The 23,810-nt window shown below is 67.8% G+C and carries 23 protein-coding genes and 1 pseudogene; 3 read left to right on the plus strand and 21 right to left on the minus strand.

The window, feature by feature from the left end; translation table 11 throughout:
* Window positions 1-9 precede the first annotated feature (9 nt).
* The 15 genes and pseudogenes from RXV79_RS06455 to RXV79_RS06525 all read right to left on the minus strand — a co-directional run bounded on the left by RXV79_RS06455 (window position 10) and on the right by RXV79_RS06525 (window position 11,080).
* Entirely contained in the window at window positions 10-981 is a 972-nt protein-coding gene (locus RXV79_RS06455) for a Bug family tripartite tricarboxylate transporter substrate binding protein (protein WP_294371628.1), read from the minus strand.
* A gap of 19 nt (window positions 982-1,000) precedes the next feature.
* Entirely contained in the window at window positions 1,001-1,405 is a 405-nt protein-coding gene (locus RXV79_RS06460) for a carboxymuconolactone decarboxylase family protein (protein WP_294371630.1), read from the minus strand.
* Entirely contained in the window at window positions 1,402-2,253 is an 852-nt protein-coding gene (locus RXV79_RS06465) for an alpha/beta fold hydrolase (protein ID WP_294371632.1), read from the minus strand. The genes RXV79_RS06460 and RXV79_RS06465 overlap by 4 nt, the downstream gene beginning before the upstream one ends.
* Window positions 2,250-2,678, minus strand: a complete 429-nt coding sequence (locus RXV79_RS06470; protein ID WP_304304820.1) for a hypothetical protein — start codon at window positions 2,676-2,678, stop codon at window positions 2,250-2,252. Before RXV79_RS06470 ends, RXV79_RS06465 begins: the two co-directional genes overlap by 4 nt.
* A gap of 75 nt (window positions 2,679-2,753) precedes the next feature.
* On the minus strand, window positions 2,754-3,653 hold the full coding sequence (locus tag RXV79_RS06475; RefSeq protein ID WP_304304821.1) for a LysR family transcriptional regulator: 900 nt from the start codon (window positions 3,651-3,653) through the stop codon (window positions 2,754-2,756).
* A 292-nt stretch (window positions 3,654-3,945) separates the two neighbouring features.
* A complete protein-coding gene (locus tag RXV79_RS06480; RefSeq protein WP_316702600.1) occupies window positions 3,946-5,826 on the minus strand; it encodes a DUF3363 domain-containing protein in 1,881 nt (626 codons plus the stop codon).
* A gap of 465 nt (window positions 5,827-6,291) precedes the next feature.
* Window positions 6,292-6,816 carry a S26 family signal peptidase gene (locus RXV79_RS06485; RefSeq protein WP_304304823.1) on the minus strand — a complete coding sequence of 175 codons (525 nt, stop codon included), beginning with the start codon at window positions 6,814-6,816 and terminating at the stop codon, window positions 6,292-6,294.
* A gap of 8 nt (window positions 6,817-6,824) precedes the next feature.
* Window positions 6,825-7,367 carry a DUF2840 domain-containing protein gene (locus tag RXV79_RS06490; protein ID WP_304304824.1) on the minus strand — a complete coding sequence of 181 codons (543 nt, stop codon included), beginning with the start codon at window positions 7,365-7,367 and terminating at the stop codon, window positions 6,825-6,827.
* Window positions 7,364-7,639: a chromosome partitioning protein ParB gene (locus RXV79_RS06495; protein WP_304304825.1), complete on the minus strand. Its 276-nt coding sequence runs from the start codon at window positions 7,637-7,639 to the stop codon at window positions 7,364-7,366. The genes RXV79_RS06490 and RXV79_RS06495 overlap by 4 nt, the downstream gene beginning before the upstream one ends.
* Window positions 7,636-8,400, minus strand: coding sequence for a ParA family partition ATPase (parA, locus tag RXV79_RS06500; protein ID WP_304304826.1), 765 nt, complete (start codon window positions 8,398-8,400; stop codon window positions 7,636-7,638). The genes RXV79_RS06495 and parA overlap by 4 nt, the downstream gene beginning before the upstream one ends.
* A 224-nt stretch (window positions 8,401-8,624) precedes the next feature.
* Window positions 8,625-9,443, minus strand: a pseudogene (locus RXV79_RS06505) (replication initiator protein A); the annotation flags it as partial.
* A gap of 21 nt (window positions 9,444-9,464) precedes the next feature.
* Window positions 9,465-9,758, minus strand: coding sequence for a helix-turn-helix transcriptional regulator (locus RXV79_RS06510; RefSeq protein ID WP_304304827.1), 294 nt, complete (start codon window positions 9,756-9,758; stop codon window positions 9,465-9,467).
* Between the two features lie 122 nt (window positions 9,759-9,880).
* Entirely contained in the window at window positions 9,881-10,501 is a 621-nt protein-coding gene (locus tag RXV79_RS06515) for a DUF2285 domain-containing protein (protein WP_316702601.1), read from the minus strand.
* Window positions 10,440-10,637, minus strand: coding sequence for a transcriptional regulator domain-containing protein (locus RXV79_RS06520; RefSeq protein WP_316702602.1), 198 nt, complete (start codon window positions 10,635-10,637; stop codon window positions 10,440-10,442). The genes RXV79_RS06515 and RXV79_RS06520 overlap by 62 nt, the downstream gene beginning before the upstream one ends.
* 101 nt (window positions 10,638-10,738) lie before the next feature.
* Window positions 10,739-11,080, minus strand: coding sequence for a DUF2958 domain-containing protein (locus RXV79_RS06525; protein WP_304304828.1), 342 nt, complete (start codon window positions 11,078-11,080; stop codon window positions 10,739-10,741).
* Between the two features lie 148 nt (window positions 11,081-11,228).
* Between RXV79_RS06525 and RXV79_RS06530 the strand changes: the two genes are divergently transcribed.
* Window positions 11,229-11,501, plus strand: a complete 273-nt coding sequence (locus RXV79_RS06530; RefSeq protein ID WP_304304829.1) for a helix-turn-helix domain-containing protein — start codon at window positions 11,229-11,231, stop codon at window positions 11,499-11,501.
* Window positions 11,502-11,562: 61 nt separating this feature from the next.
* Here the strand turns inward: RXV79_RS06530 and RXV79_RS06535 are convergent, their stop codons facing one another.
* From RXV79_RS06535 to radC, 6 genes are all read right to left on the minus strand, one after another.
* Window positions 11,563-11,907 (minus strand): DUF2958 domain-containing protein, encoded by a 345-nt coding sequence (locus tag RXV79_RS06535; protein ID WP_304304830.1) that lies wholly within the window; start codon window positions 11,905-11,907, stop codon window positions 11,563-11,565.
* A gap of 543 nt (window positions 11,908-12,450) precedes the next feature.
* Entirely contained in the window at window positions 12,451-12,759 is a 309-nt protein-coding gene (locus RXV79_RS06540; RefSeq protein WP_304304831.1) for a DUF736 domain-containing protein, read from the minus strand.
* A 738-nt stretch (window positions 12,760-13,497) separates the two neighbouring features.
* Window positions 13,498-15,558: a ParB/RepB/Spo0J family partition protein gene (locus tag RXV79_RS06545; RefSeq protein ID WP_304304832.1), complete on the minus strand. Its 2,061-nt coding sequence runs from the start codon at window positions 15,556-15,558 to the stop codon at window positions 13,498-13,500.
* A gap of 439 nt (window positions 15,559-15,997) precedes the next feature.
* Window positions 15,998-16,177: a hypothetical protein gene (locus tag RXV79_RS06550; RefSeq protein ID WP_304304833.1), complete on the minus strand. Its 180-nt coding sequence runs from the start codon at window positions 16,175-16,177 to the stop codon at window positions 15,998-16,000.
* Window positions 16,178-16,454: 277 nt separating this feature from the next.
* Window positions 16,455-16,847 carry an ATPase gene (locus tag RXV79_RS06555; RefSeq protein ID WP_304304834.1) on the minus strand — a complete coding sequence of 131 codons (393 nt, stop codon included), beginning with the start codon at window positions 16,845-16,847 and terminating at the stop codon, window positions 16,455-16,457.
* A gap of 210 nt (window positions 16,848-17,057) precedes the next feature.
* Window positions 17,058-17,576 carry a RadC family protein gene (radC, locus tag RXV79_RS06560; RefSeq protein ID WP_304304835.1) on the minus strand — a complete coding sequence of 173 codons (519 nt, stop codon included), beginning with the start codon at window positions 17,574-17,576 and terminating at the stop codon, window positions 17,058-17,060.
* A 690-nt stretch (window positions 17,577-18,266) separates the two neighbouring features.
* On the opposite strand from radC, the gene RXV79_RS06565 reads away from it, so the two are divergent.
* The gene (locus RXV79_RS06565) at window positions 18,267-18,458 is read left to right on the plus strand and encodes a type II toxin -antitoxin system TacA 1-like antitoxin (protein WP_304304836.1); all 192 of its coding nucleotides are present in this window, start codon (window positions 18,267-18,269) and stop codon (window positions 18,456-18,458) included.
* 13 nt (window positions 18,459-18,471) lie between these two features.
* Window positions 18,472-23,805, plus strand: coding sequence for a DEAD/DEAH box helicase (locus RXV79_RS06570; protein WP_304304837.1), 5,334 nt, complete (start codon window positions 18,472-18,474; stop codon window positions 23,803-23,805).
* Window positions 23,806-23,810: the final 5 nt, after the last annotated feature.

Here is a 23,810-nt window from a genome sequence, read left to right on the forward strand (position 1 = left end):
GTCTGTTCTTTACTGCGGCTCGATGCCGAGGCCCTTGAGCGTGCGCGCCCAGAACGCCGTTTCCTTGTTCACTTCCTCGCCGAACATCCCAGGCGGCAGCGGCGCGGGATCGTTGCCGAGCTTGTCGCGCAGCACGGCCTGGGCATCCGCGCGGGCGAGCACGCGGTTGACGTCGTTGGTAATGCGAGCGAGTACGTGGTCCGGGGTACCTGCCGGCGCGATGATCCCGGTCCACACTTGAGGAATGAAGCCCTGGTAGCCTTCCTCTTTCACGGTGGGCAGGTCGGGCAGATCGGAGAAGCGGTGCTCGGAGACGGCCGCCAGCAAACGGACCCGACCCGCCTTCGCTTGCTCCTTGAGCACCTGGGCGCCACCCCACACCAACTGCACGTCGTTGCGGATCAGCGCCGTGTTGTGTTCTGCCGCACCTTTGTACGCGACCGGCGTGAGATCCATGTGCAGTCCCTGCTTCAGCACCTCCATGCCGATGTCGATGATCGACGTACGCCCCAGTCCGGCATAGTTCATCGTCCCCGGCCGGGCACGGCTGAGCGCGGCGAACTCACGCAGGTTCGGAACTGGCACCTTGTTGTTGGTGGCCAGAACGATACGCAGAATCGCCAGGCGCGCCACCGGCTTCAAATCGCGGCCGATGCGGAAGTTGGCATTGCGATCAATGAGCGGCGCGATCACCAGTGACGATCCCGTCAACAGCAGAGTGTGCCCGTCGGCCGGCTGCTTGGACACGTAGTCGGCCGCCACCACGCCACCGGCACCCGGGCGGTTCTCCACGATGACGGGCTGCCCCCATTCCGCCTCAAGCCATTGAGCCACCTGGCGCGCCAGGATGTCGGTCGCCGAACCCGGACCCAGCGGCACCACCAGCTTGACCGGCATGGAGGGAAATTCCGCTGCCGGCGCGCAGATCGCCACGGCCATCGCGGCGCAGGCGACCAGCCCTCTCAAGAATTGCTTCAGCATCGCGCAATGTCTCCTTGTTCTACGTCGATGGAGGCGCGGGATCCTGTGGTTGCTGCGCCTCTGCGAGATATTCGTTGGCCCATCGGAAGGCCTGGCTGCCGGTGGGCAGGCCGCAATAAATCACCAACTGGAGCAAAACCTCCTGGATTTCCTCGTGCGTCGCGCCGTTGCGTAGCGCCCCTCCCACATGGGCCTTGAATTCGACCGGCTTGTTCTGCACCGCCAGCAAGGCCAAGCAGACCAAACTGCGAATCTTCCACGACACGCCCTCGCGCGACCACAATTCACCCCAGCAATAGCGCATGGCGAGTTCGTTCAGCGGCTGCGAGAAGCTGGTACGCGCCGCGGTGCTGCTCGCCACATGGGTCTCGCCCATCACGAATCGCCGGTTGGCCACACCCTTTTCGTAGAGCGGGTCGTTCATGCCGACTGCTCCTCTTCGAGCATGTGCTCCAGCGCGCCATGCAGGCTGGGACGCAGCTTGGCGTAGTCCTCGATGACCGGGAAATGGCCCAGCCCCTCGATCAGCGTGAACTGGGCGCCGGGGATCGCCTCAGCCACCTGCCGGGAGACGTCAGGCAGCGCCGAATAGTCATAGTCGCCCGAGATGATCGATACCTTGCAGCGGCGCGTATCGATGTCCTTGAGTTGGGCACGCACGTCGAACTCCCGCCCGAAGGCGGTATCGCCGGCATAGACACCCGGCCCGCCCTGAGCGTAGTACCACCAATTCTCTCGCCGGGCCTCCTCCGGACTCAGAGGCGAATTCAGCCCGTACGTATAGCTGGCAGCGAACTCGCCGCCGTGGATCGCGGGGTGGTGCAGGAAGTCGTTGTGGCGGCCGATGCCATGGGCCACGCTTTGCAGGCCGATGACGCCGCGAAGCTCCTCGCCATGATCCACCGCCAGTTGCAGCACCACGAAGCCGCCGATGGAGCAACCCAGCAGGATGGGGCGTTCCAGTTCCAGCGCCCGATAGACCTCGCGGATGCAGCCCACGTAGAGACGACGAGTGAGTTCGTACTTGCGCAGCCACCAGCCCGCGGGAGGATTCGAGCGCCCGTGGTAAGGCAGGTCGAATGCAATGACGCGAAAGCGCTGGGTGACTTCGCGGTCGTTGAGCAGGTGTCGCCACTGGCGGCTGTCGGCGCCGGCAGTGTGCAGGCACAGCAGCGGAATGCCCTGCCCCGCTTCCTCGTAGAAGATCCGGTAGGCGACACCATCGACCTCGATACCGAAGTAGCCGCCGCGGATAGGTTCGAAGCGGCTCATTGCGGCTGCCCCTGGATCTGCATCAGCTCGAGCAGCCGGGTCATGGAGCGCGCGTTCTGTGCGAACAGCAGGGTGTCGCCCTCCATTTCGAACTCATCCACGCGCATTGCCATGGCAAAGACGCTGTTGTATAGCGGGGGCGCCGGCCGGGAGAAGAACTTGTCCCACACGGCATCCGGCGCACGGAAGCCGAAGTCGACGCGCCAGTCCAGCTTCTTGCCATGGCGCACGTCCACGACCTTGCCGTGCTGGAGTACGAGGTGGTGGCGCTGCGCGCCGAAAGCGAAGGCGACCGTGGCATTCAGATGCTGCCCCACCAGATCCATCTCGGGATCGTCGTTGATGCACTGAGCGACCTGGCGGAACCAGGCCGCGTCGCGCGGTGGAAGGCCACCCGCGTTTGATAGTGATTCAGAAGATTGCATACCGCCAGCGTAGGCAGCGGAGAGCAACCGCGCCAGCGAGAAATATCGAAGGCGCGCCTGGAGAAAAATCGATGATCAACCCGGCCAGCGCGGCTTTGACCCGACAGCGACCACCGTCTCTCGCACGGCGGCGCCCAGGGTACTGTCGTCGTCGCGCCGCCAATGCAGGTAGTAGGGGAGCGATGGAACCAGCAGTTCCCGCACGGCGGCCACGCGCACGAGGCGCCCTTCCTTGAAGAACCGGGACGCGAACGGCTTGGGCAATACGCACAGGCCCAGGCCGGCAGCGGCCAGGGCGGCCACCGCGCCCATGCTGTTGCACGCGACGATGCGGCGGAACTTGAAGCCACGGTCCACCGCCCAGGCGTCAAGTGCGGCCGTGGCTCCGGCCTGCGCCGATGTGGTGATCACCGGCAGTTGCGTCAGCCGCTCGGGCGTCAGGACGCCATCCGGCGGCATGAAATCCTGCCCTGCCACCCAAACCATCTCGACAGCATGCAGTCTGCGCGAACTGAGCTGTGCGTCAGCCGAGCCACCCGGACACAAGGCGAAGTCAGTCTCCCCCCGCACCACGGCGGCCAACAGCTCATGCGTCACGCCGACGCGGGGCTCCAGCGCGACTTCGGGCCAGCTCTTGCGCATCCGCTGCACGAGTGCCGGCAGCCATGTGGAGGCGACCTGCTCACTGACGCCGAAGCGGCAGGTTCCCAGCAACGCCGTCGGCCCCCGCGCGCCGATGAGGACGGCGTCACGCAGAGCCAGCATCTGCCGAGCCTGGGCCAGCACACGCTCGCCGGCACCGGTGATTCGCGCCCGGGGGCCGGAGCGGTCGAACAGCCTTTCGCCGAGTTCCTCCTCCAGTTCGAGGATCCGCTTGGACAGCGAAGACTGGGTCATCGACAAGCGGTCTGCGGCCAATACGAAACTGCCTAACGTACCGGCCCAGTACACGGCTTCCAACTCTTTCAAGGTCATGCACGGATTGTCCGTCCAGACCAACAGTACTACCCCGCCAGTCACTCAATCTGCCTGCCCGGCTGCGTATGCCCATAGCCAACCTGTCCTGGGTACTGATCTCATTGTCCGGCCGACAGAGACGGGGCGCCGGTTCCTGCTCGCGTTCGATGCGGCACGAATCCTGCCACCATGTGCAAAGCGCCTCGGCCGCGTTCACAACGGCCTGCATACGACATCTGTCCCGGAGACTCCGCTCCAAAGCAAATGGGCTCCACGCCACGCAAGTATGTCAACCCGTGCCCGCCCAGTCTCAACAGATTCCAATGCCGCGCCGATACCCGATCTCCCATGCCACTTCGCGACCATGAAGTGTGGCGGCAACCTGCTTGCCCAGGCGTGATTCAATGACTGGTTTCCACGGCACCAGGCTAAACCCTACGCCGTCGTCCAGGAGGGCATAGCGGCCGCTGACGAGCATGAGGCTGCGCCGATAGGTGGCGGCCAACTTCTGTCCATTGGCCGGCCTCCGGTACTTCAAGCCAGTTTCGGAGGCGATTGCCCGCGCAGTCTCCGAAAGCTCTCGATCCCGCAAGGTCGCCAGCAGGTTGCGAGCGAAGACAACGCGCTGGCCCCGGCGCTCGGCCAGCCCCTGCCCGATCAGGAACTCCACACGCTGCCGCATGGCCTCGCGCACCTGTGCACCAAAGCCCTGCACAGCCGGCCGAGCCATATCGCCCGCCACCAGCCCCCGATCCAGCCAAGTCGCACCGATGGCCCTGACCTGCTGCTCGATAGACAGGTGCGAGCGCAATAGGACGGCGCGCCGTGGCATCTTCAGCGCGCCATGCTCCCGAGCTTGCCGCAACAGGTCCGATGGCACGGTCCAGGCGCCGTCGGCGATGCGCTCCACGATGCCGCTGCGGCGCAGCGCCTCCAGTCGGCGCACGTGGATCTCCACCGTGGTCTCGGGATCCCGGTCGCCGGTCTGCACGAGCTGCGCCCGATGGCTGGCCGGGGTGTAGATGCCGTCCCTGGCCACGGCCAGGATATTCCGATCCACGATGCTCTCCCGCGTTGGCGGCCGAAACTCCACGATGCCGCCCAGCGGTAGTCCGCCCAGGTCGATGCCAGCCGGCAGTTTCAGGTAGTACGCCCGTCCGTCGATGCCATCGACCACCAGGCAGGGTCGGTCATGCAGTTCATCGCCCAGCCCCTTGCCCGCGATACGCCCGACGACGGACGCATCCGCCGGAGGATCGGTCACCAACTCGCGCTGCTCGCCCTTCATGGCCCGGTGCATGGTGCGCAGGATGTCGCCGCGCTCGCCCATGGCGGCCAGCGTCTGGTCCATGCCAGCCGCCAGCCGCCAGCGGTTCGCGTCGATGCGCTCGGCCAGCGACATGGCTTCGAGCCGCTGCAGCCGGGCGCGCAGCAGCGTCCGGCGCTGCGTGCCGGGTACGTTGCCTGCCCCCTCGGTCAGGTCCACGACGTCCACCTCGGCTTGGCGCAGTAGTTGACGATCCAGACCGGTGAGGCGCTGCTGCTCCACCTCGCGCTGCAGGCTCTGGCGGATCTCGGCCTCGGTGCGCGGCCCCATCCATTCGGTCGCGATCTCGCAGGCGCGCAGGCGCACGCCGTGGGCCAGGTAGTCGGGCGCGATCACGAGGTCACGGCCCTGGCGCTCACTGCCTATCCAGCCACGCAGCACGATGTGGGTGTGCGGGTTGTCCGTGTCCCAGTGGTCTACGGCGACCCAGTCCAGCGGAGTCTCCAGGTCGATCTCCATGCGCCGCATCAGTTGCCGCGTGAAGCCCCTGAGGTCCTGCAGTTCCGGAGCATCCTCCGGCGAGACGATGAGGCGGAACTGGTGCCGGTCGCCCCGGCCGCGTTCCTCGAAGGCCTGGAGGTCCGCCGCGTCGGTGTCGGCGCCATAGGCCTGTCCTTTCTGTCCGTTGCGGGTCACGCCCTCGCGCTCGATGTAGCGCAGGTGTGCCGACACCGCTTTTGCACCCGCGCGCTTCAGCACGACGAAGCGGGACTTGATGACCACGCGCCGGGCGCTCGCGCCGAGGCCGCGGCCGGCCAGTCCGGCGGCCATGCGCCCCCGGCCGAAGGTCGAGGCGGGGCGTGCACCGCGTGTGTCTGACGCCTTGACCCCGGACTTCGACACGGCCTTGAGCACCTGGGACACGAAGCGCTGGGAACGCGGCCCGGAGCGCGCTCTGGGCGGTGTCGGACGGAGGCGAAAGCGGTCATCGTCAGCGTCAGCCATCGCGAAGGCCCCGGCGCATCGAGGCGCAGTGCAGCGTGGACGGCACGCGCCAGACTATTGCAGCGGCAGCGAATTGGCGTCCGCACGGCACACAACGCCGCAGGCGACGTGCCGTGCCCACCCCACGTGCAGACTGGAGAAGCGCCCCGAGGCGTGCCGGCCCTTTTCTCTTGCCCTCTGCCTGCGCCCCCCGCATCCGCTCGCGGCTCCGGCATGCCGCCAGCCGCGCACGGCGCGCGCAGCGCAGCCCGCGAGGCTGCGCGGGTGCAGCGGGCGCTGCGCGCTTGCGACGGGATTCCTGCACGCTGGAATGCAGCCGAAGTGCAGCTTCGGCCGCAGTCCGGCGACAGGCTCGGCGCATGCGTGGACGCAAGCGCATGACACTCACCATGTCCACAAGGGTCGCGCGATGCCGAGCACGGCGGCGGCATCGATGGGGCCGAAGTAGCGGCTGTCGAACGACGCCGGATGGGTGTTGCTGAGCAGGAAAAGTTCGCTCTGCATGAGCGCCCGGCACTGCGCCCGGGGATGCAGCGGCCGGCGCGCGCCATCGTGCGTGAGCACAGCCGCCACGGGCACCCCGTCGATCCACACCAGGCGATCAAAGACGCACACCGCCTGCGGCGCCATGGCGCCGATGCGCTTGAGGATCGGCACGCCCTCGGGCAGGTAGCCGCGCTGCGCCGCGAACGCGGCCACGCCAGCGGGGAGCCGAGCCAAGACGATGCTGCCTACCTGCAACGATTCTTGCAGCGAGCCGGGATGACCGAGCGCATCGACGCGATACCACCCGCGCGCCACGCTCGCGCTCGGGTTGAAGACGATCCGCACCGGAAGCGGCACCGCCGCAGGCGTGGCAATCGCCGCCACGGCGAGCGCCATGCACGCCAGCAACGCGAGGCGGTGCATACGCGCGATCATTGCAGTGCCCCGCGTGCCAGGTGCGCCGCGTGGCGCTCCGGCGTGTAGGTCGGCAGCGGCAGGCGGGCGGCCAGCCGGTTGCCCGCCATGCACCAGTAGACCGGCGCGACCGCGCAGGGGTCGATGCCCGCCGCCTCGATCGCATCGACAGCGGCGAGCACGGCCTTGACGCGATGTTCGCCATCGGCGCGCAGCAGGATGCGCGCGCCGGGCGACACGCCCGAGATGCACTGCATGCCATCCAGCGGCGTCGGCGCCTGCAGCACCATGAGCTGCCACAGCGTGGTGCCGAAGTCGTTGCCGATCCACTTGACGCGGCAGCAGACGGCCCCCGGCAGGAACACCGCGACGCGCCGCCAGCGGTCCAGCACGATCTCGCGTGCCGGCCGACCGAAGCGCAGCCAGACGTTCACGCGATGCTCGACGAAGGCGAGCGACACCTTCATGGGTGTAGGCACGGGCACTGGGGCCGGCGGCAGCGCCGCCTGCGCCCAGGCCCGCGTGCCCGGCGTGCTGCCCGCCACTTGCACCGCCGTCATGGCCGTGCCTCCGGGTACTCGCGCTCCAGCAGCTCGCGCAGCATGTCGGCGGCGGTGATGCCGCGCTGGAACGCGATCACCTTGATGCGCCCACGCAGCGCTGGCGTCACGTCGATGGTCAGGCGCGCGGTGAACACCGCCGCTTTCATCGCTGCTTTCACCGGCGCCGCGCCGCCATCTTCCCGATGCACCCAGGCCGTGGCCGGGTCGGGCGCCGGCCGGCGGCCGATGGCGGCCCGCCGCGATGGCTTCGGTGTACCGACAGCCGTCATCGCAGCGCCTCCTGCACGGCATCCGCCAGCGCAGCCACCTCACGCGCTGCGGCGCCCTTGGGCGCCACCTCCCACACCAGCTTGCCCGCCGCCACACAGTCGGCGAAGGCGATGCGCTGCGCGATGTCGGCGCGCAGCGTCGGAAACGACTGGTCTGCCAGCGCGGCGCGCGCCTCGCGCCCGATCACGGTCCCAACCACGCGCCGGTTGATGACGAAGGCCGCGCGCAGCGCAGGCCGGAACACCTGCGCTTCCTGGATCAGGCCCACCATTTCCTGCGTGGCCCAGACGTCGTAGGCGCTGGGCTGCACGGGGATCAGCACCAGGTCGGCGGCCAGCAGCGCGGAGCGCGCGAGCGCCGCCACCCTGGGCGGCCCGTCGATGACCACGTAGTCGGCCTGCAGGGCGATCGGAGGCACTTCCCGATGGAGGGTGTTCCGTGCCAGCCCGAAGACCCCGTAGAGCCGGCCCTGGCCGCTCTGCAGCCGTCGTTGCGCCCAGTCCAGGGCCGAGCCCTGGGGATCGGCATCGATGAGCGTGACGCGCTGCCCCTGGCTGGCGAACGCGCCGGCCAGGTGCGTGGACAGCGTGGTCTTTCCGGCGCCGCCTTTCTGGTTCAACAAGGCGATGACCTTGCCGACCAGGCTGGCCTGTTTGCCGGCCTGCGTTCCCTGGGTTTCTGGTGAACGGCTTTCGCTGCCTTGGATTTGAGCACTGCTGCCTTCTTGGGCACCGTCGGCTCGCGCGCGCGTCTCTTTCATTTATGTATCCCTTTAGATGTTTAGGGAGGCCCGAAACCGTTGCTGGACGGGGCTTGCGGGCCGATGGGCGCCGGTGATCCACCGATGGCAGCGCCGGTGATCCACCGAGTCCCGTGCCGGTGATCCACCGAGTGCGTCCACACGCCATCCACAGCTTCTTCAACAGGTCTTGTGGATAAGTCGCGGCCGGGGCGACCTGCTTCGGCGGACACCGGCCGCACCTGTGGGCAGAAGGTCAGCCACTCGCTGCCGCCATTCCAAGCGACGGCCAGCCGGTAGCCCGGCAAGGCCTGGCGCAGCGCCAGGTGACGAAGATGAGCGGCGAAGTCGCGGTAGCGCTGCAGCGCACCGGACTTCAGGTACAGGTGGCGCATCTCGAAGCGCCAGCCCGCCGGCTGGCGGCCGCCGTGCTTGCGCACCAGCCGGTACAGCCAGCGTTCGATGCCCCCGGAGAGTTGGAAGTACGTGGGGTCCAGCGTGAGCACCAGGGCCTCGTCCATCACGCCGGAGAAGAACCAGTCGGCCAGGATCAACTCGATGCCGTCCGCCCTGCCGTCGGCCCGGACGAACTCCTTCCACTCGTTGATCCAAGAGAAGCGGTGCAGGCGCCGCCCACCGTCGGGGCGCTCGCGCTGGCGCAGCGTGGTGGCTATGGTGGTCGATTGCAGCCGGTCCAGCGCGGCGCGCAGCGCCAGATAGTCGGCGCGGCCGGTGCCGCGCTGCGTGAAGCGCAGGATCTCGTAGGGCGTGGCCACCATCAGGCGCGAAGGGGCAATGCCCCCCTTCTTCGCCTGGACGATCTGGCTCGCGGCCCAGATCAGCACGTCGGCATCCCAGATGGTGGCGATACCGTGCTCAGGCACGCCCTCCACGGTGAGCGAGACGGCGCCGGCCTCGAAGCGAATGGGCACGGTGCGCCGCGACTTGGCCAGGCTGAAGAAGGGATAGGCCATCAGGTCCTGCGCGTCGCGCAGCCCCATGTCCTCGGCTGGCAGCGCGCGAAACAGCGCCAGCTGCTCGCGTTCGCTGGATCGCCTGGACATGGCCCGTTCCTCCAGGCCGGGTCAGCGCACCGAATCCCGGACCACGTAGCCCGGATCGGAGGTCATGCCGTAGGTGTTGCTGTCGGCCCAGGCGCGCAGGTCGGCCAGCGCGTAGACCACGCGCGCACCAAACTTGCGAAAGCGCGGCCCCCCGCCCAGCACGCGCTGCTTCTCCAGCGTGCGCGGCGACAGCCGCAGCAGCGTGGCCGCCTCGTCGGTGGTCAGGAATTCAGGCTTTGCGGCCGGCGCCGCAGGAGCGGGCTGCGGCGCAGCCGCTGCCGTGCCGCGTGAGGGGATCGGATGTCCTGCTGCCATTGAGGCCTCCATCTCGGTGGATGGGCCGCGATCCATTCGTGGCCCGATGGAGACAGTCTGGGCAAGGGCCGAGGCAATGCGAAGGGAGATTCAGTTCTGAAACTCGTCTCCGTGGGCGGCCGCTAAGCGGGGCGTACTCTGGCGAGTTGGAGGTAGCCGCCGTTCATCCAAGCTCGCCCGCGCGCCAGGATGTGCCGCACCTGGGCGCGCAGGTCGCTGTCCGCATGCCAGTGCTCGGCGACGGCACTGGCGCCGAACAGGACCTGGGCGACATCTCGCTGGCCGAGCCCGGCCTGCTGCGCGTCGAGGGCCTGCAGGCAGCGCATGTGCAGAAGGTGGGTGCGCGCGACGCGCCGGAAAGCAGGCGCGGATCGCTCACCGGCGACAAGGCGCAACTGTGCACGGCAAGGTGCGGCGTCCATGCCTAGAGGGATCGAGAAGCGGCAGGGCTGGCCGTCGGCCAGCGCGGGCGACAGGCTGGCCCGCAGCAGTGCTGGCCCGTCCTGGGCGCAGAGGATCAGGTCGGCGCCTCCATGCAGCAGGCGCTTGCGGCCAGGGATGCGCCAGAGGCTGAAGACTTGCCCGCACGGCACGCCGCGCAACTGCGCCGGCCGCACGTGCAGCATGGCCTCCTCGGCGTCGAGCCAGACGGGATGCGCCTCTCGCGCATCCAGGCGAGGGTCAAGCGCGAAAACGCAGGCCCCAGCGATGTGCGCTGGGGACACGTCGCTTGCGAGGCTCACCCAGGCAGGCTGCCCGGTAGCCGGGATGCCGGCGCAGATACTCCCAGGCCAGCGCCGGACCGTCCAGGTCCAGCGCATAGAGGTAGGCGGCTGCGGCGCGCCAGGGCGCGCAAACCGTTTCGCAAGGCATCGTCATGACGGCAAGCTCCTTCGGCAAGGGTGGCAAGCTGCCATGGATCGGCCTGACGCGGGTCGCCGTTGGCGCGACGACAGGTCGCGCGGAGCGCGAACTCCGTCTCAATCGGTGATCATGCCGTCGCGCTGTGCGTCGGCCAGGTAGGCCACGAGTGTCTTGCGCGGACGGTACTGCGGCTCCACCGCAACGGGCTCGCCCTTCGGGCCCCGGATGCCCGCCAGCATCGACAGGCTTACCTCGCCCAGCTCAGGAAAGCCGGTACCCGCATCGATGAGCCCGTAGGCCAGGTCGCCGTCGGCGGCCAAGGCCGTGAGCACCCAGGCAGCGCCGGCATCCGGCGTGTAGAGCTTGACCACGGGATAAGGATCGGTTGCTTCGCCACGGGCGCGGGCCACGCCGTTGGCCAGCATCTGGCGTCGCTGCTCGTCAGTGAGGAAGGTCATGGCTGCTCTCCTGCGGGCCGAGAACGAACGCTCTGCAGTTCGATGGTCCCGACTCCCTGTTTGTGCGCCATCGTTCGACTCGCCTTGATTCTGTTTTGTACCATACAAGCGGGTGCATAAATAAGGCACGACAACGAGATTCGTTGCCGTGCGCTCCAACCAAGATCCCGCTCTGCTGCGTGCCTTCGCCGCCGAAATCAAGGCACGGCGCGCGGCGTCGGCGCTCAGCCAGGAGGGCTTGGCATTCGCATCCGGCGTCACGCGCACCTTCGTTGCCAAGCTGGAACTGGGCCAGACCAGCCCCTCGCTGACGACGATTTTCCGGCTGGCCGAGGGACTGGGAACCGGACCGGACGAGATGATCCACTCTACGATGAAGCGATACAAGAAAGAACTGCGCGGGCAGCATGCCAGCCAGTGACGGCTGCGGGCCACCCGCGGGCGCCAGAGCGGGCACCGCCACCCGGCGGTGCCGTCCACCGCTACGCCACGATGCGCCCGGCCAGCCGAGCTTCGCGCGCGTAGGCGCCGATGGTCTTGTCGGCGCGGAAGTGCAGGTCGCGCTCGATCGGCAGCCCCAACGGACCGCGCAGCATCGCCAACTCGTGCAGGCTCACATAGCCGAGCTCGGGGAAGCCCTGGCCCAGGTCGCAGAGCCCGAAGCAGCGATCACCGTCCCCGTCGATCTCGGTCAGCAGCCAGGTGGCGCCCGCATCGGGCGTGAACAGCTTGACCACCGGCGGCGGGTCGAAGCCCTCGTCCTCGATGGATCGCCGGCCGTTGGCCAGCAACTGCGCGCGTTGTTCGTCGGTGATGAACGTCATCATGGTCTGCTCCTTCATGGATGCCGGGCGGGATTGCCCGGGCCCGCAGGCCGCGCGGCGCAGCGCCGCCGTCACAGGTTCGAGGACGGCCGCCAGGACGCCAGCGTGCGCAGCACGCGCAGACCTTGACGGCGGAGACCGCCGTGCGACGATGAAGGACCACGCAAGCCAGCCCGTCCCCGCGCACCTCGCTGCCCCTGCAAGCGCAGCGCGCAGCACCGCAGGTGCGAAGGCGTCAGCGATCGGCGCCCGGATGGGTCGAGACGCCAGGACACCCGTGGCCTGGTGGCTCGATGCGGAGCGCAAGAGCGCGGTCCGGTCTCGGCCGGAGACGCACGGAACCGCACTGACTCCAACCCGCCTTTGCTGAAACCCTGTGAACCGGAGAACCGGTCCCGCGCTTTCACGCCCATCCGCCAAGACACAGAAACGCAGAAACGGCTTTGCGACGACACGGTGGATCTTCGGCACGCCACCACGGCCCGCAGCGACGCCCGAGCCGAACAGCACAAGGCACCCCGCCGAAGCGGGGCGCTGGGGCGGCGATCAGTCGGCCTTGCTGCGCGTCCAGATCAGGTTGTGCGCGCCGTCCTCGCCTTCGACCAGGCGGGCGTAGAGGGTGGCCGGGAAGGATGGGTCGTCCAGCGTCACCGACAGGTAGGGCCGGTCGGCCTTGCTGACCTTCTTCCAGGCCGCGCCGATCTCCAGCCCGTTGCCCGCGACGATGCGGAAATCCGGGGCGTGCTCGCTGCCCTTGTCGTTGGGCACGATGCGGACCTTGACGTTCAGGGTGAGCGTGCGCACGGTGCCGGTGTAGCTGTTGCCCGTCGCGGTGAAGTTGCCGATGGTGCTCATGGTGATTTCCTTTCGGGGTGGTGCCAGGTCCGCGCCCATCGCGGCCTTGTGCGGTGATCCGGCCGGCGCGGGTCCGGGCGCGCCGCACTCGTAATGCAATGAAGGGCCGCAACGCAGTGGAGGACCGGCCGGTCCAAGAAATTTGGCTCGCGAGGAATGCGCGAGAGCGCAGGGGAAATTTGTCGGGCCGGCCGGTTGCGGCGATCAAGCCCGAGGCGAGCCGGAACGCAGCGACAGCGAAGTGAAGGTGCGCCGTGCCCACGCCAGGATTCACGCTCAAAGACAAGGCCGAGGGAGCGGACCGACCCTCGCAAGGAACCAGGGGCACCGGCTACGCCAACGCTGCCACAGCCTTCCGGCATGGTTCGGCACACCGGACGCCAAGCCGGCTGACCAGCGACCAAGACAGCACCCACCGCCGCATCGAATCGACAGGAGCGCGGCAGGAGACAGCGACAGGAGACGTCGGCATGGCATCCGGCCCGTCAACGACCTTGTACCGGATCACGGCCACCCACCGCTCGCCAGGATCGGGGAAGGCATCGCTCCGCACAACCTGGCGCAGCCAGGCCCATCGCACGTCCGCGCACCGCATCGCGGGGCGCCTGCCCAGGATGCACGGGCAAAGCCCGCTGAGTTGGGTGTATCTCCGCGCGCGGCACACCTGCCGCGCGCGCCGCGCCGAGGCCCACCAGGCCGAGGCGCGGCAAAAGCCCCGGCCGAAGCCGGGGCGCTGGCTCATGCCGTGGCGTGCGCTTCTTCCTCCGTGTCAAGCTCGGAGCCGTCCGCATCGGTCTGGGCTTCGGCTTCCGGCTCGGCCTGCTCGATGGCCGCCGCCTCCGGCGTCCTGAACATCACCGGCAGCCACCCCGACCCCGCCGCCAGCCGCTCGGCCTCGGCGGCGATCTGCGCCTTCTTCAGCTTGGCGAGGCGATGCACCTCGCCCAGCGCGAACACCCGCACCGCCTCCAGCGCCTTGGCCTTGGACACATGGTCGAAGTAGCCCCCCGCCGTGGGCGTCCACCAGTCGTGCATGTCCAGCCCCACGGCCCGGGCCAGCGCCACCGCAGGCACTTCGGTTTCCTTCGATGCGAACGCCGCGACAGTACGGCCCACGCACAGCGCCAGCAGCGACAGCAGTTCCTCCTGCTGCATCGCCAGCAGTTCGGCGAACAGCGCCTCGGGATCGGACGGCAGCCGCGCCACCCAGGCCTCGCGCACCCGTTCCAGTCCCTGCGCCGCCGGGGACTCGTCTATGTCCGGCGCCATGTGCGACAGCCGGTCCTGCGGGGAAGCGCTGACGTTGATGGACGAGCCGCCGTAGCCGTCGAGGATGACCCGGTGCGCCAGCAGATGCACCAGGGCCACCAGCGCCACGCGGGGATGCCGCGCCACCTCGGCCTGCAAGGCGACGGTGCGGTGCGCGCTCAGGCGCCGGGCCAGCTTCTCCGAAATGCCGGGACCGGCCGGCTCGGCATCGGCCTGCCCCTCGGTGCCTCCTGCATCCCTCCCGGCGTCCTGCCGCACCTGCTCTCGCAGCGCCTTGGCCTGTTCTTCGCGCAGCAGCCCGCGATGCACCACGACCGCGCCCGCGTGGTCGATCGACACCACGGCCCCGGCCAGCGGCACCACCCCCGGCGCGTAGACGAGCAAACCCTGCTCGATGCCGTCCAGTTCATCGCCCAGCCGGTCCAGTTCTTCGTGCAGCGCCTGCACCCCATCGTCGGACAGGTCGGCGTCCTCGTCGTCCAGCCGGTCCTGGATGCGGGCCTGCTCGGCCTCCAGCTTGGCGAGGCGCTTGGCCTCGGCCTTGCCCGGCTCCCGGCGCGTCGGCCTCGCCCGCTGGAACTGATGCAGTTCCGCCGAAGTGGCGCGTGGCACGGCCTCCACCCAGCCCCAGCCCTCGGCCCGCACCGCATCGGCCACCGATTCCAGCCGCTCGCGCGCCAGCGTGTCCAGCAGGGCCGCATCGGTGAGGAACACGCCGTTGCGCTCATCCGCGAACAGGTCGCGCCGGATGCCGCCGCCCGCCGCCTCGTAGGCTTCTACCCCGACGAAGCGCGCCACCGCATCGCGGCCGGCGTCGATTTCCTCCATCGTCAGGTGATCGCGCAGCGACTCCGGCTCGCGCTGCCAGTGCGGCGCCTCGTAGAACGCGGCCTCCTGCGCCGCGTGGTCGTCGATGATCGCCAGCGCCATCAACTGCTCCAGCGACACCTCGCCCTGCTGGTAGTCCGCCAGCAGCCGGGGCGAGACGTTGGCGAGCTTCAGGCGCCGGCGCACCACCAGCGGCGTGACGCCGAAGTCTGCCGCGATGTCCTCGATGGCCCGGCCTTCGGCCGCCAGCGCCTTCCAGGCAAACAGTTCGTCCACCGGCGACATGGATTCGCGGTGGACGTTCTCCGTCAGGCTGACGGTGCGGGCCGAGGCATCGGGCACCAGCAGACAGGGCACCGGATGGTCGCGCCCGATCTTGCGGCGCTTGGCCAGCAGCTTCAACGCCGCCAGCCGCCGCTTGCCGGCTACCACCTCGAAGTGCTCGCCATCGGGCGAGGCGATGGCAGTCAGGTTCTGCAGCAGTCCCACGCGGGTGACGCTTGCGGCCAGTTCCGGGATGGACGTGCCGCCGCTCTTGCGCACGTTGCGAGCCGAGGGCCGCAGCCTGGACAGCGGGATCAGGTGCAGTTCATATGGGCCAGCGGCCGGCACGGTGACGGTGGCGCCCGCTGCGGTGGTAGACGCCGCAGCAGCGGCCACGGTGTGCAGGGCCTGGGCTTCGGAATGGGAAACGGTGTTCATGTGAAATCTCCTGTCCCGCGCGGGGACACGGTGGATGAAAGGGGAAGAAAACGGGGGTGGATTCACTCGGTGCTGTGCACGGGCGCTCTCCTTGGGTGTTGGGCTCCGCAGGGGCCGCGAAGCCCTTCGCGGCCATGACGGCCGGCTGGGGCCGGCGCGGGTGCGCCGTCAAGGGAGGAAGCGAAGGCGCTGGCGCGGCCCGCAGGCGAAGCCGAGGACACGGGCGCCGCAGCGGCCCTTGACGGGGGAAGCGCCCGCAAAGGCCAGGCAAGCTGCCTGCTTGCAGGCAGGTGGCGCGCAGGCGCGGCGTAGCCGCGCCGGAGAGAACATGTCGACGTGGTGCGCGCCGTGCGCAGGAGAGGGTGGCGATGCGGCCTGCCACCTAGGCCAGCATCAGATAGAAGCGGTGCGCCGATCGCCCGGACGCACCGCGCCAGACTCAGACGATCCCGAGCAGGCTCAGCCAGCTGTCGGGATGGTCGGGTTCGACGGTGTCCCCGTCGGGGGTCTCGCAGACGCTGCCGAAGACCCAGGCCTCGATCTGGTCGAAGTCGGGAATGTCGTAGGTGAGGCCCCGCCAGACGATGGTGTCGGGAAGCCCGTTGCGATCGGTTGCCATGAAGGTTCTCCTGGCCGGAACGCGCCGGCCGCGCGCCGGGCGAGGGCCCGACGCGAAGCGGCAAGCGCCGGCGGAAGGAGCGGCCAGACACCCGCAGGGCCGCAACGCAGTGAAGGACGCCGCAGGCGTTGCGTGGCCGCGGCCGCCGGCGACGATGCGCGAGCCCCGGGGACCTTGGACGAAGGCACGTGAACGAGATACCGGCATATGGCCAGCGCCACGGGAACGATGCGCCCTGCTCGTCTTTGGCAAGGCGCACCGTCGAATCAGTCCGCCGTCAATCCTCGGATGGCACCGTCATGGCCTGCAGCCGCTCGATCACGCCGGGTTCGACGAAGACCATGGCCTGGTCGGCCGCGACGGGCACATCGAACACCTGCCCGAAGACTTCGCGCCGGAGATGGGCAATGCGCCCCGTGCGATAGGCCTGCTCGGGCCGCATGCGCCCCACTGCCGCATCGCCGCTGCGCCGTAGGTCGCATTCGACCAGGGCAACATAACCCTCGGAATGCAGTCGCTGGTGTTCGGGGCACAGGCCCCAGCCCGTAGTCGTGTGGCGCGCCATGCTCGCGCGCAGGCGCCTGTCCAGCAACAGGTTGCCTGTGTCGTAAGGAACGCCGCACACCGCGCACAGGTGCTGCTCCATCGAAACGTAGGATGTGTCGTCCATGGTGAACTCCGGTCGATCGGGCGGGATTGCCCGGAACCGTCACCGGCACGCCGCAGCGCAAGCAGTCAGGGGTCGAAGGCGCAGCCGCAGACGGCCATCGGGCCGCCAGCGGGCGCAGCACACGCCGCCCTTGACGGCGAGCACGGCGTGGCACGATGGAGGACCGGCGAACCCGCCCTCCACCAAAGAGGGCCGAAGCCCCCCCGGCACTCACAGCAGGCCTCGCTCCGCGAACGAGAGGACCGTCGGACCGGCCACGATCAGGTGATCGACTACGCGCACATCCACCATCGCCAGCGCCTCCTTGAGCCGTTGCGTCAGGGCCTCGTCCGCCCGCGATGGCTCGGCCGAGCCCGAGGGATGGTTGTGCACCAGGATCATGGCCGCCGCGTTGCGCGCCAGGGCTTCCTTGACGATCTCGCGCGGGTACACCGAGGTCTGGCATACCGTGCCGCGGAACATCTCGACGTACTCGATGACCCGGTGCTGTGCATCCAGGTGGATGACCGCGAACACCTCGTGCTCCAGCCCGCCCAGCTTGATGCGCAGGAAGTCGCGCACCACCTGCGGCGAGGACAGCATCGCGCTGCCGCGCAGCTGGCCCGCCAGCACCCGCAGGGCCGCCTGCAGGACCTCGGCGGGTTCGGCCGGCCGGTAGCTGCCCGCGACATCGCGCACGAGCAGCGAAGCGGCATCGGAAGAAGACAAGGACAGGGAAAGCTGCGACATGATCGGCTCCGGTTCGGAATCGGGCGGGATTGCCCGGAACCGGCCACCCACGCCGCAGCGCAAGCAGTCAAGGGTCGAAGGCGCAGCCGAAGACGGCCGTGAGGCCGCCAGCGTGCGCAGCACGCGCCGCCCTTGACGGCGAGCACGGCGTGGTAGGTTGAAAGGGCACAGCAGGACCGCCCTCACCACCGCACGCCATCACGTAGTCGGCAAGCGAAGCGCGCAGCGGCGCACACGCCGCGGAGGCGTCAGCGATGGGAGCCGTCAGGTCGAGACCCAGGTCTGCCGTGGGGCTCGATGCTTCGCACGTACAGCGCGGCCCGGCTACGCCGGGTGACGACCGGGGTGCCATCGCAACCATGGCACCGAAACGATGGGCCTCCTTCAGACTGCGAGTCGCCACTCAAATTTCGCCTATGAATGACCGCTGACTCGAAAAGAAGTCGGTCGCTCGTCATCAACCGCGTGGTCAACCGAATGCGCAAACTCGACCTGTAGCTGCTTATTGATGGCCTCCGATCAAACGGTGGCCTGCGGCCTGCCGCGTTGACAACAGGGCTGCTCCCCTCAGACGCGGTAGATGCCACGGTGCCGCCGAGGTATTCAGGCCAATCTACGTCATCTACGCCGCAATCACTCAGCAACATTAAGTTGCAGTTGCGTTACATTGTGGGCACTGGAGATGCCTAGATGGAACGCAGAACCGACACGCTCAACCTTCGGGTTACGCCTGAGCTGAAAGAGCTCGTCCGATTGGCCGCGGAGCGGGAGTACAGAACTATCAGCAGCTTCATCGAGGTTCTGGTTCGCGATCACTGCACGAAGCACGGCGTCAAGACCACATCCGGCGCGAGCCAGGCGCCCAACAAGGGTGCTGTCTGAGGGGGGCCAACAGATGGACGTTTTTCAGTTTCGCGAGAGCCTCGTCAGCGAATACGAACAGTTCACGCGCAGTTTCACGCGTATTCGATCCGAAGACATCAAGGCCTTCGTCGATCGAGAGTACGACAGCCAGCGCTACTGGCCAGAGCCGCTCATCCAAATCAACCCGAACTACCGGTCGGGTGGCACGGTCGATGAGCTCGTCCAGGCGGGGCAACTGAATCCCGAGTGCTCGACCATCTTCCGTCTGGGCAAGTCGGCCAGCTCTGAAGGGGTGACGTTGCCGCTGCACAAGCACCAGGCCGAGGCCATCAGCTTGGCACTGGCTGGCGAGAGCTACGTCCTGACCACCGGCACGGGCTCAGGCAAGTCCCTGAGCTACTTCATCCCTGTGGTCGACTCCTGCCTCAAGGCAAAGAAGGCTGACCCGACGCCACGCACCCGGGCCATCGTCATCTATCCGATGAACGCATTGGCGAACTCGCAGCTTGAGGAGCTGAAGAAGTTCCTGGGCTCAGACCCTGCAGCTCGGGCCGTCACCTTCGGCCGCTACACCGGGCAGGAATCGGATGAAGAGCGCCAGGCCATGGCTGCGACGCCGCCAGACATCCTCCTGACCAACTTCATGATGCTCGAGCTGCTGATGACCCGGCAGAACGACATCGACAAGGCCGTGATGCGCAACGCCAAAGGCCTGCGCTTCCTGGTCCTCGACGAACTGCATACCTATCGCGGTCGCCAGGGTGCCGATGTGGCGCTGCTAGTGCGGCGCGTGCGTGAAGCTCTTTCTGACGAGCTCATCTGCATCGGCACCTCGGCCACGATGGCGTCCGAAGGCACGCAGATGGAACGCAATGCTGTTGTGGCGAAGGTGGCGCGACGCCTGTTCGGTACTGCCATTGCCGACCGCAACGTCATCACCGAGACGCTGCGTCGCACGACACCCGAGAGCCAGACGCTCGATACCGTGCGAAGCGCGCTCGGAGACGCCATCCGTGCGGGTGTGCCGACGGACCTCAGCTTCGAGGCCATGGCGGCGCACCCGATGTCGGTCTGGGTAGAGCTCACTCTCGGGTTGACCTACGAGGACGACAAGCCACGCCGCGCGCGTCCGCGCACGCTGGCAGATGCGTCTCAGCTGCTGCACGATGCTTCTGGTGAGTCCGTCGAGGCCTGCCTGGCCTACCTGCAGCAATTCATGCTGCGCGCCTACGCGGTCACGGACGACGCCGGAAAGAGCCTGTTCGCCTTCAAGCTGCACCAGTTCATCGCCGGCGGCGGCAAGGTCTACACAACGCTGGAAGCACCAGGCCAGCGGGCTGTCACGCTCGACGGCCAGCAATTCGTCTCGGGCGACGACGACCGGCAGCGGCGGTACTATCACGTGCATTTCTGCCGCGACTGCGGGCAGGAGTACATCCCGGTTTGGGACACTGACGGCCCGGAAGGTCGAGGCTTCGACGTCCGCAGCATCGATGAGCGACAGCACGACGACGAGGCAGTCAAGTTTGGCTTCCTGATGCCTGACGGCCGCGGTCTCTGGGAGCCAGACGTTCTGGAACGCTACCCGGAGACATGGCTGGAAGAACGGGCTGACGGCGAATGGCGCATCAAGTCAGGCCAGCGCAAATTCGTGCCGCAAGCGGTCAAGCTCCGGCCCGACGGGGTCACGACGACCGACAAGGGCCTGCAGGCCTGGTTTATCCCGGGTGCCTTCCGCTTCTGCCTGGCTTGCGGGGTCTCGCACACCTCGTCCGGCAAGGATGCCCTGCGGCTGACCTCGTTGTCGGGTGAAGGCCGGAGCTCCGCCACGACGATGCTCACGTTGTCGGCCCTGCGCTACCTGTACGAACAGGACCAGCAGCTCTCGGCTGAAGCCAAGAAGGTCCTGGGCTTCTCCGACAACCGGCAGGACGCCGCACTACAGGCCGGGCACTTCAACGACTTCCTGCAGGTACTGCTGACCCGCGCCGCGCTGCTGTCGGCCGTGCAGAAAGGCGGGGGACAAGCGCTGTCTGAGCGCGAGGTCGCCAACGCGGTCTTCGAAGCTCTGGGCTTCCACCGTGACGACCCGGCCGTGCGTGCCGAGTACATGCAGCAACCCGAGGTCAAGGGCAACACGCGTCGGCAGGTGCAAGAGGCGATGCGCGGCATCCTGGGCTACCGCGCCTACTTCGACCTGCGGCGCGGCTGGCGCTTCAACAACCCCAACCTTGAGCAGCTGGGCCTGGTACGCATCGGCTACCAGGACATCGACGACCTTGCGGCCGATGCGGCCGAGTGGGCCGAGGCACCCCAGGTTCTGCAGTCGGCGACACCCGCTGAGCGGGCCGTGGTGCTGCGCGCCATGTTCGAGTTTATGCGCCAGGGGCTCTGCATCGCTACGCGATACCTTGACCGCACCGAGCTCGAGCAATTGCGCACGCAGAGCTACGCCAACCTGCGGGAGCCCTGGGGATTCACGGAAGACGAGCAGCCAGTGCCCGCCCGTTGGTTCGTCACCTCGCGCCCGCGCGAAGAGACCGACCGCCGCGGTCGTCGGTTGCAGTTGGAAGACTTCCTGGTCATCGGCTCCAGCCGGTCTCGCCTGGGCAAGCTGCTTCGGCAAGGCAGCACCTGGGGCGGTGGCAACCCGTACTACAAGCACATCAACGACCAGACCTACCCGGACGTCATTGCGGCACTGCTCAAGGCCGCCGAGTCCTACGGCTTGGTCAAACGCGAAGAGACCGATGTCGGCCTCACCGGCTGGCAGCTCAACGGCACTGCGTTGCTGTGGGAGGCAGGCTCAGGCCAGAGTCAGCGCCAAGCCGAAGACAACGCGTTCTTCCGCGCTCTGTACCGCAACATCACAGGGCTGCTGAGCAGCCCTGTGCACCAACTCTTCGACTTCGAGGCGCGCGAGCACACCGCGCAGGTCGAACAGGAAGACCGCCTGGAGCGCGAGGCCCGCTTCCGCTACACCGACAAAGACCGCGACGAGTGGCGCAAGAAGAACGGCGTCGAACTCGAATGGCTGCCGGTCCTGTTCTGCTCGCCGACGATGGAGCTTGGCGTCGACATCTCGTCACTGAACACCGTCTACATGCGCAACGTGCCGCCCACGCCGGCCAACTACGCGCAGCGAAGCGGCCGTGCCGGGCGCGCAGGCCAGCCAGCGCTGGTCATCACGTACTGCGCATCGCAGAGCCCCCACGACCAGTACTACTTCCGCGACCCCGTCCGCATGGTGCACGGGCAGGTCAACGCGCCCACGCTGGACCTGGCCAACCTGGAGCTCGTCAAGAGCCATATGCATGCCATCTGGCTCGCCGAGACCGGCAAGCGGCTGGGCAACAGCGTCCGCGATCTGCTCGACATGAACGAGCCCGAGAAGCTACCGGTCGCAGAAGACATGGCTGCCGACCTCGACAAGCCCGACGCGAAGAAGCGCGCGCACCAGCGCGGCCTCAAGGTGCTGGGCATGCTGGCCACCGAGCTCACAGCGCAGAACGCGCCCTGGTACAGCGAGCACTGGGCTGAGTCCGTCTTTCAGCGGGCGTATTACGAGTTCGATGGCGCACTGCAGCGCTGGCGTGACCTCTACCGTGCCACGGCACAAGCCATCGAGCTGAACTTCAAAATCGAGAACAACCCTGCCGCCTCGGAGCGCGAGCGCCGTGAAGCCCAGCAGCGCCACAACGAGGCCCGCAAGCAGCGTGACCTGCTGCTGGCCGGCGACAGCGCCTTCAACTCGGATTTCTACACCTACCGCTACCTGGCCTCGCAGGGCTTCCTACCGGGCTACAACTTCCCCCGTCTACCGCTGCTGGCCTACCTGCCTGCACGGCGCGGCTCCATTGGACGCGAGAGCTTCCTGTCGCGTCCGCGGTTCCTGGCGCTGGGCGAGTTCGGCCCCTACAGCCTCATCTACCACGAGGGCAGCCAGTACCGCGTCACCAAGGCTCTGCTGACCATCACGGGCCAAGACCAGGTCACCGACGGCGCGAAGCTGCCCACCGAGGTCGCCCGTCTGTGTCCGGCCTGCGGCTATGGCCACTTTCGGTCCCAGCGCGATGCAGACCGCTGCGTGTCCTGCGGCGCCTCGCTGTCCGGCGCGCAGGAGGTCAAGAACCTCTATCGCATCGAGAACGTCTCGACCAAACGCGCCGAGCGCATCACCGCCAACGAGGAAGAGCGGGTCCGGCAGGGCTACGAAATGCAGACCACCCTGCAGTTCGCTGAAGCCGAAGGCAAGCTTCAGATGGTCACGACGGTGGTTGAAGACGACGAAGGCCCGCTGCTGGAAATGCAGTACGGCCCCGCCGCCACGGTCTGGCGCATGAACTTCGGCTGGCGTCGCCGCAAGGAGAAGTCCATCCAGGGCTTCATGATGAACCCGGTCACGGGCCACTGGGTCGGTGGTGTTGACGACGGCAACGGCGAGAAGGAGGTCGAAGGCGAATCGCCCCCCGACAAGACGCCGCCGCAGCGCATCGTGCCCTACGTCGAGGACCGTCGAAATATCCTCATCGTGCGGCCGCACTACCGCCTCGGTGAACTTGAGGCCGAGACCCTGACGACGCTGCAGTACGCGCTCAAACGTGGCATCGAGGCTGTCTATCAGCTCGAAGAGAGCGAGCTGATGGCCGAGCCTCTGCCCACCCGCGACAACCGCCAGTCCATCCTGCTGTTCGAAGCCGCCGAAGGTGGGGCCGGCGTGCTGACCCGCCTGGCCACTGAGCCCGAGGCGCTCTCGGCTGTCGCGGCCAAAGCTCTAGAGGTCATGCACTTCCAGCCGCCCCCCGCCGGACAGGCATGGACTCGCAAGACGCTTACGGAAGAACTGGACCACGATGGCAAGCCGTTGTGCGAGGCCGGCTGCTACCGCTGCCTGCTGTCGTACTACAACCAGCCCGACCACACGCTCATCGACCGCAAGGACAAGGATGCCGGTGGATTGCTGCTGGACATCCTCTGTCGCCTGACGGCCGCGCGCGCCCACCAGGGCACGCAAGGTCGCGCCCCCCAGGAGCACGACGCCGAGCTCGCCCGCACCGCCGGCAGCACGCTGGAGCAGGCCTGGCTGGATCACGTCAACGAGCATGGCTACCGCAAGCCTGACCGCGGCCAGCACACCGTTGCCGGCGTCAATGCCTGCGCCGACTTTTTCTACGACGACTTGAACCTCGCCATCTTCATCGACGGACCGCATCACGAGACCGACACCCAGCGAGCCGCAGACGCCGCCATTGACCGCGCCCTCGACGAGTTGGGCGTCTTGGTGGTGCGCTTCCCCAAGGAACAGGCCCGCTGGCCCGACCTCTTCAAGGACAACGCCGACCTCTTTGGCCCCGGCAAGGCCTGATACGA

The sequence above is a fragment of the Piscinibacter gummiphilus genome (assembly GCF_032681285.1).
In the GTDB taxonomy this organism is placed as follows: domain Bacteria; phylum Pseudomonadota; class Gammaproteobacteria; order Burkholderiales; family Burkholderiaceae_C; genus Rhizobacter; species Rhizobacter gummiphilus_A.